The organism is Cohaesibacter sp. CAU 1516, from assembly GCF_005771485.1.
GTDB lineage: Bacteria > Pseudomonadota > Alphaproteobacteria > Rhizobiales > Cohaesibacteraceae > Cohaesibacter > Cohaesibacter intestini.
In genome coordinates this window covers 954,305-967,895 of sequence record NZ_VANT01000001.1, presented here as the reverse complement: position 1 = coordinate 967,895, position 13,591 = coordinate 954,305, and the positions used below count along the sequence as shown (strand labels likewise).

Annotated in this window: 12 protein-coding genes; 6 read left to right on the top strand and 6 right to left on the bottom strand. The window is 55.3% G+C overall.

All coding sequences use genetic code 11. The features are described 5' to 3' along the window. Nucleotides 1-4: 4 nt before the first annotated feature. The 6 genes from FDK21_RS04515 to fabD all read right to left on the bottom strand — a co-directional run bounded on the left by FDK21_RS04515 (nt 5) and on the right by fabD (nt 7,056). On the bottom strand, nt 5-892 hold the full coding sequence (locus FDK21_RS04515; RefSeq protein WP_138147625.1) for a YicC/YloC family endoribonuclease: 888 nt from the start codon (nt 890-892) through the stop codon (nt 5-7). 222 nt (nt 893-1,114) lie between these two features. After that, nucleotides 1,115-2,566: an endolytic transglycosylase MltG gene (mltG, locus tag FDK21_RS04510; RefSeq protein WP_138147624.1), complete on the bottom strand. Its 1,452-nt coding sequence runs from the start codon at nt 2,564-2,566 to the stop codon at nt 1,115-1,117. A gap of 199 nt (nt 2,567-2,765) precedes the next feature. Beyond that, nucleotides 2,766-4,028 carry a beta-ketoacyl-ACP synthase II gene (gene fabF, locus FDK21_RS04505; protein WP_138147623.1) on the bottom strand — a complete coding sequence of 421 codons (1,263 nt, stop codon included), beginning with the start codon at nt 4,026-4,028 and terminating at the stop codon, nt 2,766-2,768. A gap of 376 nt (nt 4,029-4,404) precedes the next feature. Continuing rightward, nucleotides 4,405-4,641 carry an acyl carrier protein gene (locus FDK21_RS04500; protein WP_114008988.1) on the bottom strand — a complete coding sequence of 79 codons (237 nt, stop codon included), beginning with the start codon at nt 4,639-4,641 and terminating at the stop codon, nt 4,405-4,407. A gap of 527 nt (nt 4,642-5,168) precedes the next feature. Continuing rightward, the gene (gene fabG / locus FDK21_RS04495) at nt 5,169-5,909 is read right to left on the bottom strand and encodes a 3-oxoacyl-[acyl-carrier-protein] reductase (RefSeq protein WP_114008989.1); all 741 of its coding nucleotides are present in this window, start codon (nt 5,907-5,909) and stop codon (nt 5,169-5,171) included. 202 nt (nt 5,910-6,111) lie between these two features. Then, nucleotides 6,112-7,056, bottom strand: coding sequence for an ACP S-malonyltransferase (gene fabD, locus FDK21_RS04490; protein WP_114008990.1), 945 nt, complete (start codon nt 7,054-7,056; stop codon nt 6,112-6,114). Between the two features lie 692 nt (nt 7,057-7,748). On the opposite strand from fabD, the gene rpsF reads away from it, so the two are divergent. The 6 genes from rpsF to alr all read left to right on the top strand — a co-directional run bounded on the left by rpsF (nt 7,749) and on the right by alr (nt 13,566). Further along, complete coding sequence (rpsF, locus tag FDK21_RS04485; protein WP_138147622.1) at nt 7,749-8,168, top strand: 30S ribosomal protein S6; 420 nt, start codon at nt 7,749-7,751, stop codon at nt 8,166-8,168. A gap of 14 nt (nt 8,169-8,182) precedes the next feature. Further along, nucleotides 8,183-8,416: a 30S ribosomal protein S18 gene (gene rpsR / locus FDK21_RS04480; protein WP_114008992.1), complete on the top strand. Its 234-nt coding sequence runs from the start codon at nt 8,183-8,185 to the stop codon at nt 8,414-8,416. A 148-nt stretch (nt 8,417-8,564) separates the two neighbouring features. Then, nucleotides 8,565-9,545, top strand: coding sequence for a DUF2232 domain-containing protein (locus FDK21_RS04475; protein WP_171021940.1), 981 nt, complete (start codon nt 8,565-8,567; stop codon nt 9,543-9,545). A 136-nt stretch (nt 9,546-9,681) separates the two neighbouring features. Further along, nucleotides 9,682-10,299: a 50S ribosomal protein L9 gene (gene rplI, locus FDK21_RS04470; protein ID WP_114009652.1), complete on the top strand. Its 618-nt coding sequence runs from the start codon at nt 9,682-9,684 to the stop codon at nt 10,297-10,299. Between the two features lie 314 nt (nt 10,300-10,613). Next, complete coding sequence (locus FDK21_RS04465) at nt 10,614-12,101, top strand: replicative DNA helicase (protein WP_114008994.1); 1,488 nt, start codon at nt 10,614-10,616, stop codon at nt 12,099-12,101. Between the two features lie 292 nt (nt 12,102-12,393). After that, nucleotides 12,394-13,566 carry an alanine racemase gene (alr, locus tag FDK21_RS04460; protein ID WP_138147620.1) on the top strand — a complete coding sequence of 391 codons (1,173 nt, stop codon included), beginning with the start codon at nt 12,394-12,396 and terminating at the stop codon, nt 13,564-13,566. Nucleotides 13,567-13,591 lie beyond the last annotated feature (25 nt).

The window sequence follows — 13,591 nt, the reverse complement described above, 5'->3', positions numbered from 1 at the left end:
TTCTTCACTCCACATTCTGGATCTGCTCGCGCAGTTGCTCGATGGTGGCCTTCAGGTCAAGGCCGATTGCCGTCAGACTGGTGTCGTTCGATTTGGAGCACAGCGTATTGGCCTCGCGGTTGAATTCCTGCGCCAGAAAATCGAGTTTGCGGCCCACCGGCTTGCCCTCATCCAGCAAAGCCCGAGCTGCGGCGCAGTGCGCATACAGTCGATCAAGCTCCTCGCGAATATCCGCCTTGCCAGCCAACAATACGGCTTCCTGATAGAGACGATCCTCGTCAAAGCCCTTGTCGCTTTCAACAATCCGGTCGATCTGGGCGCGCAATTTCACACGAATGGCGTCAGCAGTCCGGGCCGGACAGTCTTCGGCCTGTTTTGTCAGAGCCTCAATTTCATCCACCCGCTGGCGAACAATCTCATCAAGCATCGCCCCTTCGCTGCGGCGAGAGGCATCAAGATCCGCCACAGCGGCTTCGCAGCTTTCCAGCAAGGCGGCAACCAGAGCTGCACGCTCTTCTTCGCTCTCTTCCTTTTCAACCGGCTCAAGCACACCCCTGATCGCCAAAATGCCATCAAGACTCGGCTTTTTGACATCCAGCTTGCCTTCGACCAGCGCCATAGCGTCGAGCACAGCGTCCAGCACATTCTGATTGACCTGCAAAGTCTGACCGACCGCATCGGTTTGCACGGTCAAGGTCACAAAGCAGGATCCACGCGCCAACCGTTGAGACACCAGATTACGAACCGGGCGGTCAAGATCGTCAAACCCGTTAGGCAAGCGCAGGCGCAAATCCAACCCCTTGCCATTCACCGTTTTGATTTCCCAGGTCCAGCTATAGCCTTCCACTGCACCACTGGCCCGTGTGAATCCGGTCATGCTTACAAGCGTCATCGTCATTTTCCCTGACATGGCCCCAAGCGATGAACCGCACATGAGCCTTCTGAAATTTGCCCTACATTCTGACCCAGCCCCCACCATGTCAAGCGTCCGACAGGCAAAAGCGACGCGCAGCATCCACTTCTGCGAGGTATCAACAAGGTGAGCGACAAGCCCACGAAAAAGGGCGCCTTAAATGAGACGCCCCCTTTATATCTGCTCGTCAGCAAAGGCGGATCAGTTGGCCGAAGCGTCTGCTTCCCCGGCCTTTTTCTGTGCATCAATCCGCTGACTCTCCAACTGCCGCCACCGTTTGACGTTGCGATTATGCTCGGCCAGTGTTTCGGCAAAAGCATGACCGCCTGTGCCATCAGCCACAAAGAAGAGATCCTTGGTGCGGCTTGGATTGGCCACGGCCTCCAGAGCCGCACGCCCCGGATTGGCAATCGGCCCCGGTGGCAACCCCTCGATCTGATAGGTGTTGTAAGGCGTCTTCTTATCGAGATCGGAGCGGAAGATCGGGCGACCGGATGGCTTGCCCTTGCCGCCGAAAATGCCATAAATGACGGTCGGGTCCGTTTGCAGCTTCATGCCCTTGTTCAGGCGATTGACAAACACCCCGGCGACACGCGTGCGCTCTCCGGCCATCCCCGTCTCTTTCTCGACGATCGAAGCCAGCGTCACCATTTCCTGCTTGTCCTTGAGTGGCAGATCAGAGGTCCGGCGGGCCCAGATTTCATCGACCGCCCTTGTATGGGCATCCATCATCCGCTTGAGCATGTCTGCGCGCGTGGTGCCACGTGAGAATTTGTAGGTTTCCGGCAGGATCGATCCTTCTGCAGGCACCTCTCCGAGATCACCGACAAGCACCGAATCCTTTTCCAGCAGAGCATGCACCTGATAGGACGTATAGCCTTCGGGAATGGTGATCGAATGCAGGATCGATTTACCCGAGGTCAGAACATTCATCACCTGATGCATTGAAATGCCCGGATTGAACAGATATTCCCCGGCCTTCAGATTCGCCTGCTGCTGGTATGCCTTGACCCCATACTCGAACACCGTCTTGTCACTGATGATATTTTCCTGCTCAAGAATACTGGCAATGGTCGCAAGCCCCGTACCGCGGCTGACCAGAACCGTTTTCTCCTGAGTCAACGGCCCTTCTTCGATGAAGGTCTGCTTGCCATAGTAAAGCAGTCCCGCAACGGTCAGAACACCAAGCAGCACGACAGTAACGACAAAATTCAAAAACACCACGACCGGATGGCGCACAGCTTTTGACCGGGTCGGTGGTGGTGGCGGGGTTTCCGGCTCAATTGCCTGACGCGCACTGCGTGGCGCTTTCAGTTGCCCATCATCACTCGACGCAGGCTTGACTGGCTCGGGATCCACCTTGCTGACAGGCTCGGACTTGGACTCAACCTTGGCCTCATTGTCAGACTTAGTCTGGGCCTCATCTGTTGACGCAGCCTCGTCGGCTTTCTCCTGCGCAGCATCAGCCTTTGCACTCACACTTGCATCTGCATCTGTCTTTGATGGAGCATCACTGCCGGTTGTCTCGCCCTGATCCTTGTCAGCCTTGCTTACCGCCTCAGGCTCATTGGCTTTTTGGCCATCTTCGATGTTCTCGGTTTTACCGGCACCATCCTTGGGCAGTTCGTCCTTGTCTTTGGTGTCTTCAACCATATCAGCCTCAAGTCAATAAACTGTGCTTCGCCGGGCCAATTGGCATTGGTCCAAGACCCGGCGTCGTACGGGGCACCTTGCCGTTTTGAAGTCTGGCATGCAACCAGTCTCCAGTCAGTCAGCAAGGCTCTAAGCAGTCTTCATGGCAAAAAAGAGACGGTCGATGACCGCCTCTCGTCGCAGTGTCAGGCAATGAACCCTAGTCAGGCGCTTTCAGAATAAGCGAGGCATTGGTGCCCCCAAATCCGAAGGAGTTGGACAACGCCACCTTGATTTCCATCTTCTTGGCCTTGTGCGGCACAAGATCGATCTTCGTTTCAACCGACGGATTGTCAAGATTGAGCGTTGGCGGTGCAATCTGATCACGGATCGCCAGCGAGGTAAAGATCGCCTCCAGCGAGCCGGCAGCACCCAGAAGATGACCAACCGCCGATTTGGTCGAGGACATGGTCAACCCGTCAGCAGCATCACCGACCAGACGCTCAATCGCCCGCAATTCGATCTCGTCACCCAATGGTGTCGATGTGCCATGCGCGTTGACATAGTCGATCTGGTCCGCCGTGATGCCAGCCCGTTTCATCGCAGCACTCATGCAGCGATAAGCCCCGTCCCCATCCTCGGCGGGAGCCGTGATATGGTGGGCATCACCAGACATGCCATAGCCAATCAGCTCGGCATAGATTTTCGCACCGCGCGCCTTGGCATGTTCATACTCTTCAAGCACGACGACGCCAGCGCCCTCTCCCATGACGAATCCATCGCGATCCTTGTCATACGGACGGGAAGCTATCTCCGGCCGATCATTGAAGTGGGTCGACAAAGCCCGACAAGCAGCAAAGCCGGCCAGAGACAGACGGCCAATCGGGCTTTCGGTGCCACCAGCCACCATCACATCCGCGTCCCCAAGGGCAATCATACGACCAGCATCGCCGATGGCATGGGCCCCGGTCGAACAAGCCGTGACCACCGAGTGGTTCGGACCCTTCAGGCCGTTGCGGATGGAAACATAGCCAGAGGCCAGATTGATCAGGCGACCGGGAATGAAGAACGGACTGATCCGGCGAGGCCCCTTCTCCTGCAGATCGTAGGCAGCGGCTTCTATTCCCAACAGGCCGCCAATGCCGGACCCGATCACCACTCCGGTTGCGATCTGGTCTTCATAGCTTTCCGGCTTCCAATTGGCATCAGCCAACGCTTCTTCTGCTGCAGCAATTGCATAAACGATGAAAGGATCGACCTTGCGCTGTTCTTTCGGAGGCATGACAGTATCAGGATTGAAAGTGCCATTGGTACCATCCCCAAACGGCAACTGGCAGGCAATTTGACAGGCCAGATCTTCGAACTCGAAGCCAGCAACGCGCTTTGCACCACTTTTCCCCGCCAGAATATTGGACCACGTCGTTTCCACATTGGCACCCAACGGGCTCACGGTTCCCAAACCGGTTACGACAACTCGTCTCATCCTTAGTCTCCGATCCTTTTGTTCGTGATCTCGCCTCATCGGGAACAGAACCGGTGGCGAGTGTTATTTCACAATCTATTAGCGCAAAAAAACGCAGAAGTAAGCCTTTTTCGACACTTATTCCAGTTGGACACACACCCTTGAATGCCCTCAGCCCCCTCCAGCACGGCAACACAATGCAGCAAGCACAGCTTTCTGCAACCCGGTTATACACTTCCCCCTACAGAAAATCACACAAGATCCCTTGAACCCTTTTAAAGCTGTAGGGCAACAAATCTGATTCCTCCAGATACAAAAAAACCGGAAGGAGCATGCGCACCTTCCGGTTTTCAATCCAATTGATCCCGATCTCAGCGATCAGGTCCAACCAAAGCCATTAGCCAGCAGCTTTGGTCAGGAAGGAGACAGCGTCGCCAACGGTCTGGATGGTTTCAGCAGCATCGTCTGGAATTTCGGTGCCGAATTCTTCTTCGAAAGCCATAACCAGCTCAACGGTGTCCAGGCTGTCTGCACCCAGATCGTCGATGAAGCTTGCAGTGTCGGTCACTTTTTCAGCTTCTACACCGAGATGTTCGATCACGATTTTTTTTACGCGTTCAGCGATATCGCTCATGTTTCTTCCTCAAATTTGTCAATCGATCTAAAGCTCCACCTGATCGCATTTCATGTTTTTTGCGTCAGGACAGCGCCTTGTTTCATTGGCTTATGGCTTCTCGACTGACAAAAGTCTTGCGAGAGAGCCCCGGTGGGAAAAAAGTCCTGAGAGGCAAAACCTGACAAAACTTTCCCGATTGCGTACACCGCCAACTGGCCCACAGGATCGAAAAGATCAATTGTCGCGAGCACCTGGCCGTCAAACCACTTCCAAATCGGCCAAAACCCTTGGCTTACCCCGGAATTCGCGCGGTTCGTAACACACTTTCTTGCGCTTGAGAAGCTCTGTATTTGCTCTAAGAGCCAAAAGTCCCGATCATCCCAAGTCTTTTTCAGGGCAGAAGGCTATCAAACAAGGGACAGATCAACCAATCCCCTTCTTCCCCGATGCATTCCGATTCCATGCCATACATGATGTGAACCGGGATGCAAAAATAGCAATAGAGAAGACCGATTCCTAAGCAATTTGCCCGGACCGGTCTTCTTTCAGATCATAGCCATGCCGCCATTGACATGCAGGGTCTGACCCGTGATGTAGGCTGCTTCTTCGCTGGCAAGATACACCGCCGCTGCAGCAATTTCTTCTGGTGTGCCCATCCGGGACGCCGGAATGGAAGCATTGATGGCTTCCTGCTGTTTCTCGTTCAGCTTATCGGTCATTGCCGTCTTGATGAAGCCCGGCGCAATGCAATTGGCCGTGATGCCACGGTTGGCAACTTCCTGCGCCAAAGATTTGGTCATGCCGATCATGCCGGCCTTGGCAGCCGCATAATTGCCCTGACCCGCATTGCCAGTCACGCCAACAATCGAGGTGATGCCGATGATGCGGCCATTGCGGCGCTTCATCATGCCGCGCAGCACCGCGCGTGACAGACGCATTGCAGAAGTCAGATTGACGTTGAGCACCTGCTCCCAGTCTTCGTCCTTCATACGCATGAACAAACCGTCACGGGTAATGCCAGCATTGTTGATCAGAATATCAATCTGGCCCATCGCGCCTTCGGCGTCTTTCACCAGTGAAGCAATCGAATCTGCATCAGACAAGTTGGCTGGCGTAACGAAAACCCGCTCTCCACCCAACTTCTCTGCAACAGATTGGAGCACTTCAACGCGCGTACCGGAAAGAGCAACTGTGGCACCCTGTGCATGCAATGCAGCAGCGATGGATTCGCCAATGCCGCCACTTGCACCGGTAACAAGTGCACATTTCCCGCTCAAATCAAACATTCTCTTCTTCCTCCTGGATCGACCCGCTTGACACCAGATCATCAAGAATACCAGCCAGAAACAACGACTTGAAAGGAGTTCAGAACCAACGCTGCGGTTCTGAACTCCCTGAGACTGGGTCGATCAATCCTGTCTTCCTCTTTTCAAAATGATCTCTCACGACAGGACATGTATGTTTGTTTTTATATGTTTCAAATGGCCTTTAGGCCAATTTCAGCATTGCTGCGTCAATATCAGTCAGTTCGCCAACATTGATGGTTTCAACACCTCTCGCAATGCGCCGCGCCAGACCGGACAGCACCTTGCCAGCACCAACTTCATAAAGTGTGCTCACGCCGTTGGAAGCCAGCCAGGAGATGGATTCAGACCAGCGCACCATGCCAGTGACCTGCTCGACCAGATGACGACGAATGGCTTCCGGATCGCTAACCGGACCAGCCAGAACGTTGGCAATCAGCGGAACAACCGGCTGGTTGATGGTCGCCTTGGCCAGAGCCTGAGACATCACGTCAGCAGCAGGGGCCATCAGGGCGCAGTGGAACGGAGCACTCACCGGCAGCAGCAAAGCGCGCTTGGCACCTTTTTCCCGCGCCAGACGGGTCGCACGCTCAATCGCGGCCTTCACACCGGAGAGAACAACCTGACCGGCGGAGTTGTCGTTGGCAACCTGACAGACTTCACCTTCGGAGGCAGAATCGGCAACTTCTTTGACATCGTCGATGTCCATGCCGATGATCGCAGCCATGGCGCCCTCACCGACAGGCACGGCCTGTTGCATCGCGTCACCACGGATGCGAAGAAGGCGTGCGGTATCGGACAGGCTCAACGCGCCAGAAGCAGCCAGCGCGGAATATTCACCCAGAGAGTGACCGGCAACATAGGAGACCTTGTCAGCCAGAACGAGACCACGTTCTTCAAGCACGCGAAATGCGGCGATGGACGTGGCCATCAGAGCTGGCTGGGCATTGCGGGTCAGGGTCAGCGTCTCGGCCGGACCATTCCACATGATGTCGGACAGCTTTTCACCAAGCGCATCGTCGACTTCTTCAAAAACAGCGCGCGCAACAGAATATTCATCTGCCAGCGCCTTGCCCATGCCGACAGTCTGACTGCCCTGACCAGGGAATGTAAAAGCGATTTTCTTCATTGCGTTTCCAACCTCAAACACCTAAAGGACGCACATTCTTCAACGTACGTTTGTTTACTGACATCCGCCAGCCCTTTTTCATATTGGACAGGGCCGAGCAAGAGACGCTCACCGGATAGGCCTATCGGAATCCAACTGTTCCGCGCGCTTTTCCAGTCACTTTGACGCGTCTGTGACAACCTTCCACGCATTTGGCTTTATTAGACGAAAGAGTCAAGAGCACGCAGCGCGCGCAACGCAAAAACTTGCCAAATTAGACTTTATTCCGGGCTTCACAGCCCCCATCTTCAGTCAAAATTCCACATGACATTACGTAACGTAATCAAATTCACCGCTTTTTACAACAATTGACAATTTGCCTGACAAAAGCAGAACCAACCAGATCAAGAGGGCAGCTTTTCCGAACAACGGGCAGAATCACCCCATTTTTGCCTTGCACATCCCAGATTTTCCGCTATAAAGCGCCAATCAGCTTGGCGAGGCCGAGGGCTGAACGGAAGACTATTGCCTGAATTCCTTGCGGAATCGACCGCATTCAGAGTTTCTGGCTTTGGTAGGGAGCATGTTTCCCGCCTTCCGGTGTCTTCGCTCTATAAAGCGGTTTATTCTCAAAAGAGCCTTGTCTGAGGCTTTTTGGAGGCTTTGCGCCAGCCAGACTGATGAACATTAACTTGATAGACAAGGCAGGAACAATGGCGCTGTACGAGCACGTTTTCCTTGCTCGCCAGGATATTTCTCAGCAGCAGGTTGAGTCTCTGGTAGAGCAATATAAAACCCTGATCTCCGAAGCTGGCGGCACCGTCGGCAAGGTTGAATTCTGGGGTCTGCGGTCGATCGCATACCGCATCAACAAAAACCGCAAAGCACACTATGTTCTGATGAACATCGACGCACAATCTGACACCGTTGCTGAAATGGAACGTCAGATGCGCCTCAACGAAGATGTCATGCGTTTCATGACCATTCGCGTTGAAGAACATGAAGAAGATCAGTCTGCAATGATGCAGAAGCGTGATCGTGATGACCGCCGTGGCGGTCCTCGTGGTGATCGCGGTGATCGTCCGGATCGTGGCCCACGTCGTCCACGCCGCGAAGAATCTGCAGCTGAGTAAGAGGAGCAAGAACCATGTCTGGAGCACGTCGTCCATTTTTCCGTCGTCGCAAAACTTGCCCTTTCTCCGGCGATAATGCACCGAAAATTGATTACAAGGATATCCGTCTTCTGCAGCGCTACATTTCCGAGCGCGGCAAGATTGTTCCTTCCCGTATCACGGCAGTTTCTGCCAAGAAACAGCGTGAGCTGGCCCGTGCCATCAAACGCGCTCGTTTCCTCGGCCTTCTGCCTTATGTCATCAGCTAATCGCTGAGAGACAGACATTCGCGAAGGACGGATAACCGCCCTTCGCCTCTCTCCCTGAGAGAAACAACAATGTGATCGTTGGGGTATGGCATCGCGACCTGCCTCTAACCGCCACCAGAGACCGAACGGTCAGCGGGACAGCAAAAGAATGAACCACTATCTTCCCATCGCCATTGTTGCAGGCTTCTGCACAACCCTTTTGAATATCTCCGGTTATGCCGGTGGTATTTTTGGTCTTGGCTTTCTGCTGGTTCTTGCCGCTCCTCTACCGCTGATGATCGCCTCGCTTGGCTGGGGCAACTTTGCCGGTCTTATTGCCGCCCTCACCTCTGGCGTCACCACAGCTTTGATGATCAGCCCTCTGGCCGGTTTGCTGTTTGCACTTCTGACCAGCCTGCCTGCCTGGTGGATCTGCCATCTTGCCAGCTTGAGCCGTGTCGATGAACACACTGGCGAGGTTTTCTTTTATCCGCTCTCTCGCCTGTTGATGTGGATCGCGGGCTTCGCAGCCGTCGCGACGCTGGCCATGTTCGTGCCGTTTGGCTTCAGCCTCGATACCTACATGGATGCCATCTCCACGCTGGTTAAACAGATCTATGACGGCGGTCAGTTCGCCGACGCTGGGGTGGACCTCGACGGTCTGGTGCAGCTGGTTGGCCGCATGGCGCCCACGGCATCGGCCCTGATGCTGGTCTTCAGCATGGCAACCAATCTTTATATTGCAGGCAAGGTGGTGCACAAATCAGGTCGGCTCGCCCGCCCGTGGCCGGGCCTGCATTGGCTGACGCTCCCGCCGGTCGGGGCTTATATCTTCCTTGCCGCCCTCATTGGCCTCTTCGTGCTGCCGGACCTGTCAGGCGTCCTGGCGCAGATCGTCGCCTCCTGTTTCGGTGCAGTCCTGTTGCTGGTTGGCCTGTCTGTCATTCACAACATGACGGTCGGAAATCCCTTCCGGGGCGGCGTTCTTTGGGTCACCTATATTCTGCTCATCATCCTTCAGTGGATCAGCTTTTTCGTGGTCATTTTGGGAACCACCGAAGTTTTGCTGGATCTGCGTGCCAGAAGACTGTCCTCCCGATCCAATGATGGACCAGACGGACAGAATGACGATCAGAGCGAGCCGGATTGATCCAATCCGACGCCGCTCACGACAATGAACCGGACCCTCATTCTTATAGAGATTCAGGGATCCAACAAAGACAACAAATTGGGCCTTGCCCGACCACAACAAAGACCGGATCCAATTCCGGTGAATGGAGATCAAAATGGAAGTCATTCTGCTTGAACGCGTTGCCAAGCTTGGCCAGATGGGCGAAATCGTGTCCGTACGTACTGGTTATGCCCGCAACTTCCTGCTGCCTCAAGGCAAAGCCATCCGTGCAACTGACGCCAACAAAAAGCGTTTTGAAGCCGAGCGCGCCCAGCTGGAAGCCCGCAACCTCGAAGCAAAATCCGAGGCAGAAGCCCTCAAAGAGCGCATTGGCGAGAAAACGGTCATCATCATCCGCGCCGCGTCCGAAACCGGCCAGATGTATGGCTCTGTTTCTCCACGCGATCTGGCAGATGCCCTGACCGAAGAAGGCGTTTCCATCAGCCGTACCCAGATTTCTCTGGAGCGTCCGATCAAATCCATCGGCATGCACGCTGTCACCGTCATTCTGCATCCAGAAGTCGAACTGACTGTTTCCGCCAACGTTGCCCGTTCCATGGACGAAGCAGAACGTCAGGCTGCCGGCGAAGATCTGTCCCGCACCGAGCGTGACGAAGACAACTTCGAGTTCGAAGAAGATCTGGAACTCGACGAAGAGCTGCTGGAAGAAATTGAAGGCGAAGAAGAAGCAGAAGAAGCTTCTGAAGAAGCCGCTGCAGAAGACGAAGAATAAGATCGCGTCCGACGCACTGCGATACGGATATCACCGTATCGTCCACAAGCTATCAAGGCCCGGCCCACAAGCCGGGCCTTTTTGCATGTTACGCTATCGGCAGGCCATCGGGAGGTAAATTCGCCCCGATCATACTGTCAATTCGGTCTAGAAACGATTCTCTCTTACGTGAATCAAATCGAATCAGAGTCCAGCAAAAAAGGGCGGCGAAAAATTTCGTCTGTTGATTGCCGTGAATCATCTATCAGACGCTTCAATTTGCATCCGACCTGTGTCTAGTTAGATAACCACTTGAGCAATGAGGCACGAAAAACATGGAAATGGCCGCCAAGCGCGACGGCGATGAGCCGACCCTTGCCCGTCAGGCACCGCACAATCTGGAAGCTGAACAACAGCTGCTGGGGGCGATTCTGGTCAACAACCAGACCTATGACAGGGTAGAGTCCTTCCTCAAGCCGCACCATTTCTTTGACCCGAATCTGCGTGAAATCTATGAAAAGGCCTCGATGCTGATCCGGGCGGGCAAGATCGCCTCTCCAGTGACGCTCAAGACCTTTTTCCCCGCTGATCACATGGTCGCGGAAATGCCGGTTGATATTTATCTGCTGCGTCTTGCCTCTCAGGCCACCTCGATCATCAATGCCGAGGATTTCGGTTTGCTGATCATGGATCTGGCGACCCGCCGCGATCTGATCGAGATCGGCACCGACGTGGTCAATGTCGCCTTTGATGCCCCAATTGACACCCCGCCCAAGCAACAGATCGAAGACGCCGAAAAGCGGCTGTTCGAGCTGGCAGAAACCGGTGGTGACAAGGGCGGGTTCGTTACCTTTGCCACCGCCGCGACCGAAGCCATCGAGATGGCCGAAGCCGCCTACAAGCGCGACGGCCAGTTGTCGGGCATTTCCACCGGCCTGAAGGATCTCGACCAGAAGATGGGCGGCTTGCAGCACTCGGATCTGATCATTCTTGCTGCCCGTCCTGCGATGGGTAAAACCTCGCTTGTGACCAACATCGCCTACAATGTCGCCAGCGCCTATCGCGCCGAAGAGCAAAAAGACGGCTCTTTGAAAACCATCAATGGCGGTGTCGTTGGCTTCTTCTCGCTCGAGATGTCCGCCGAACAGCTCGCAACCCGTGTGATTGCCGAGCAGGCGATGGTCTCCTCTGAAAAGATCCGCCGTGGTAAAGTCGATCAGGACGAATTTGCCCGCATCGCCCACAAGGCGCAGGAAATGCAGATCACACCGTTGCATATTGACCAGACCGGTGGCATCTCCATCGCCCAGCTGGCCGCCCGTGCCCGGCGCCTCAAACGCCAGAAGGGCCTCGACCTGCTGATCATCGACTATTTGCAGCTGTTGAGCGGCTCCTCTTCCAAGGCGTCACAGGGCCGTGTGCAGGAGATCACCGAGATCACCACCGGCCTGAAAGCACTCGCCAAGGAACTGGCCGTGCCGGTCATTGCCCTCTCCCAGCTTTCCCGTCAGGTGGAAGCCCGTGACGACAAACGCCCGCAGCTTGCCGACTTGCGTGAATCCGGCTCCATCGAGCAGGACGCCGACGTCGTGATGTTCATCTATCGCGAGGAATATTATCTCGAGCGCATGGAGCCCAAACCCGGCACCGAGGAACATTTCACCTGGCAGGCCGAAATGGACCGCGCCATGGGCAAGGCAGAAATCCTGATCGCCAAGCAGCGCCACGGTCCAACCGGTAGCGTGCCAGTTGCCTTCCAGCGCGAGTTCACCCGCTTCTCCGATTTGGCCCGCGAAGACTATCTGCCGGATACCTACGAATAGGCCATCTCAGTCTGCTGACCGCAGCGAATCCCGCGCGATCGGCACAGACGTCAGAGACTGTCTGTCCGACGGTCTTGGCTGTCTCTGTGCCCGGACCAATTTGCCTCGGGTTTGGCAAGCGTCAAACATTGACAAAGGCAGCACAGAAACAAGGCGCGGCCTCTGCACCATGTGCAAAGCTCATTGGCAGATCGAACAAGCCCTTGCGTTGCAAGCGGCTTTTGCGCAAGCTACCGCATTCAGTCCCTGTTTTTCCGCCCGCTTTTCTAGCCGGTTTTGCAAAGACCCGACCATGCCCCAAACGCCAATTCAGCCCTCGACCCACATAGCCTTCACCGCTGCGCCAAGCGAAGCCACCGCAGGCAGCCTGCTGACGATTGATCTTGCAGCCCTTGCGGCCAACTATCGTTTTCTCGCCAGCAAAAGCGATCATGCTACCTGTTCTGCTGTCATCAAGGCTGACGCCTATGGCACCGGTCTGGAACAGGCAGCCATTGCCTTGTCAGAGGCAGGCTGCCAGGTCTTTTTTGTCGCTCATCCGCGTGAAGGTGAACGCGTCCGCTCACAGCTGCCAGACGCCACCATCTATGTTCTGAATGGTTTGGTTGGTGATCATAGCGACGAAGCGCTTGGCTATATCTGTGCCCACAGCCTGCGCCCCGTGCTTGGATCATACGAAGAGATCGATCTTTGGCACGCCTATTGCGAAAGACTGGGGCTAACGATGCCATGTGCACTGCATTTCGACACTGGCATGAACCGGATGGGGCTGAGCCTGAAGGCCGCCCACAGCTTGTCAGAACGCTGGGCAGCCACGCCGCCAAACTTCGAAGTAACCCTGATCATGAGCCATCTGGCCTGTGCCGATGAGCCAAGCCATCCCCTCAACAAAGACCAGCTTGAGCGCTTCCGCGCCATCCGAGCCTGTTTCCCGACCATTCCTGCATCCCTTGCCAATTCAGCCGGGATTTTCCTTGGATCCGACTATCATTTCGACCTTCTGCGCCCCGGCATCGCGCTTTATGGCGGCCAGGCGATCAATGAGGCACCCAATCCTATGCAGGCGGTCGCCACCCTTGAAAGCCGCATCTTATCCACCCGCAAAGTGCCTGAAGGCTGGTCCGTCAGCTATGGTGCTTGCGAGGTCACCAAACGTGAAAGCCGCCTTGCCACCCTGTGTATCGGCTATGCGGACGGCTATTTGCGTGCCGCAGGCAGCTCGGACAAGGCGAAGGGCGCTTCAGTCTGGATTGCAGGCCACCGCGCCCCCATCATTGGCCGGGTGACGATGGATCTGACGATCATCGACATCACCGACATTCCCCAAGAGCTGACAGAGCCGGGAACCTTGGTGGAAATGTTCGGATCAAACATCGCTGTTGACGAAGTGGCCGCCCATGCGGGAACGATCGGCTATGAAATCCTGACGAGCCTTGGCCTGCGCGCCTATCGTCGCTATCTCTAAGCCCCACCCTTCGCTTCGAATCAGC

What these genes read in the sequence shown, in the direction of transcription:
- FDK21_RS04500 (WP_114008988.1), bottom strand. Translation starts at nt 4,641, where the DNA reads ATGAGCGATATCGCTGAACGCGTAAAAAAAATCGTGATCGAACATCTC.
- fabF (WP_138147623.1), bottom strand. Translation starts at nt 4,028, where the DNA reads ATGAGACGAGTTGTCGTAACCGGTTTGGGAACCGTGAGCCCGTTGGGT.
- FDK21_RS04465 (WP_114008994.1), top strand. Translation starts at nt 10,614, where the DNA reads ATGGAAATGGCCGCCAAGCGCGACGGCGATGAGCCGACCCTTGCCCGT.
- fabD (WP_114008990.1), bottom strand. Translation starts at nt 7,056, where the DNA reads ATGAAGAAAATCGCTTTTACATTCCCTGGTCAGGGCAGTCAGACTGTC.
- rplI (WP_114009652.1), top strand. Translation starts at nt 9,682, where the DNA reads ATGGAAGTCATTCTGCTTGAACGCGTTGCCAAGCTTGGCCAGATGGGC.
- FDK21_RS04515 (WP_138147625.1), bottom strand. Translation starts at nt 892, where the DNA reads ATGACGCTTGTAAGCATGACCGGATTCACACGGGCCAGTGGTGCAGTG.
- mltG (WP_138147624.1), bottom strand. Translation starts at nt 2,566, where the DNA reads ATGGTTGAAGACACCAAAGACAAGGACGAACTGCCCAAGGATGGTGCC.
- alr (WP_138147620.1), top strand. Translation starts at nt 12,394, where the DNA reads ATGCCCCAAACGCCAATTCAGCCCTCGACCCACATAGCCTTCACCGCT.
- fabG (WP_114008989.1), bottom strand. Translation starts at nt 5,909, where the DNA reads ATGTTTGATTTGAGCGGGAAATGTGCACTTGTTACCGGTGCAAGTGGC.
- rpsR (WP_114008992.1), top strand. Translation starts at nt 8,183, where the DNA reads ATGTCTGGAGCACGTCGTCCATTTTTCCGTCGTCGCAAAACTTGCCCT.
- rpsF (WP_138147622.1), top strand. Translation starts at nt 7,749, where the DNA reads ATGGCGCTGTACGAGCACGTTTTCCTTGCTCGCCAGGATATTTCTCAG.
- FDK21_RS04475 (WP_171021940.1), top strand. Translation starts at nt 8,565, where the DNA reads ATGAACCACTATCTTCCCATCGCCATTGTTGCAGGCTTCTGCACAACC.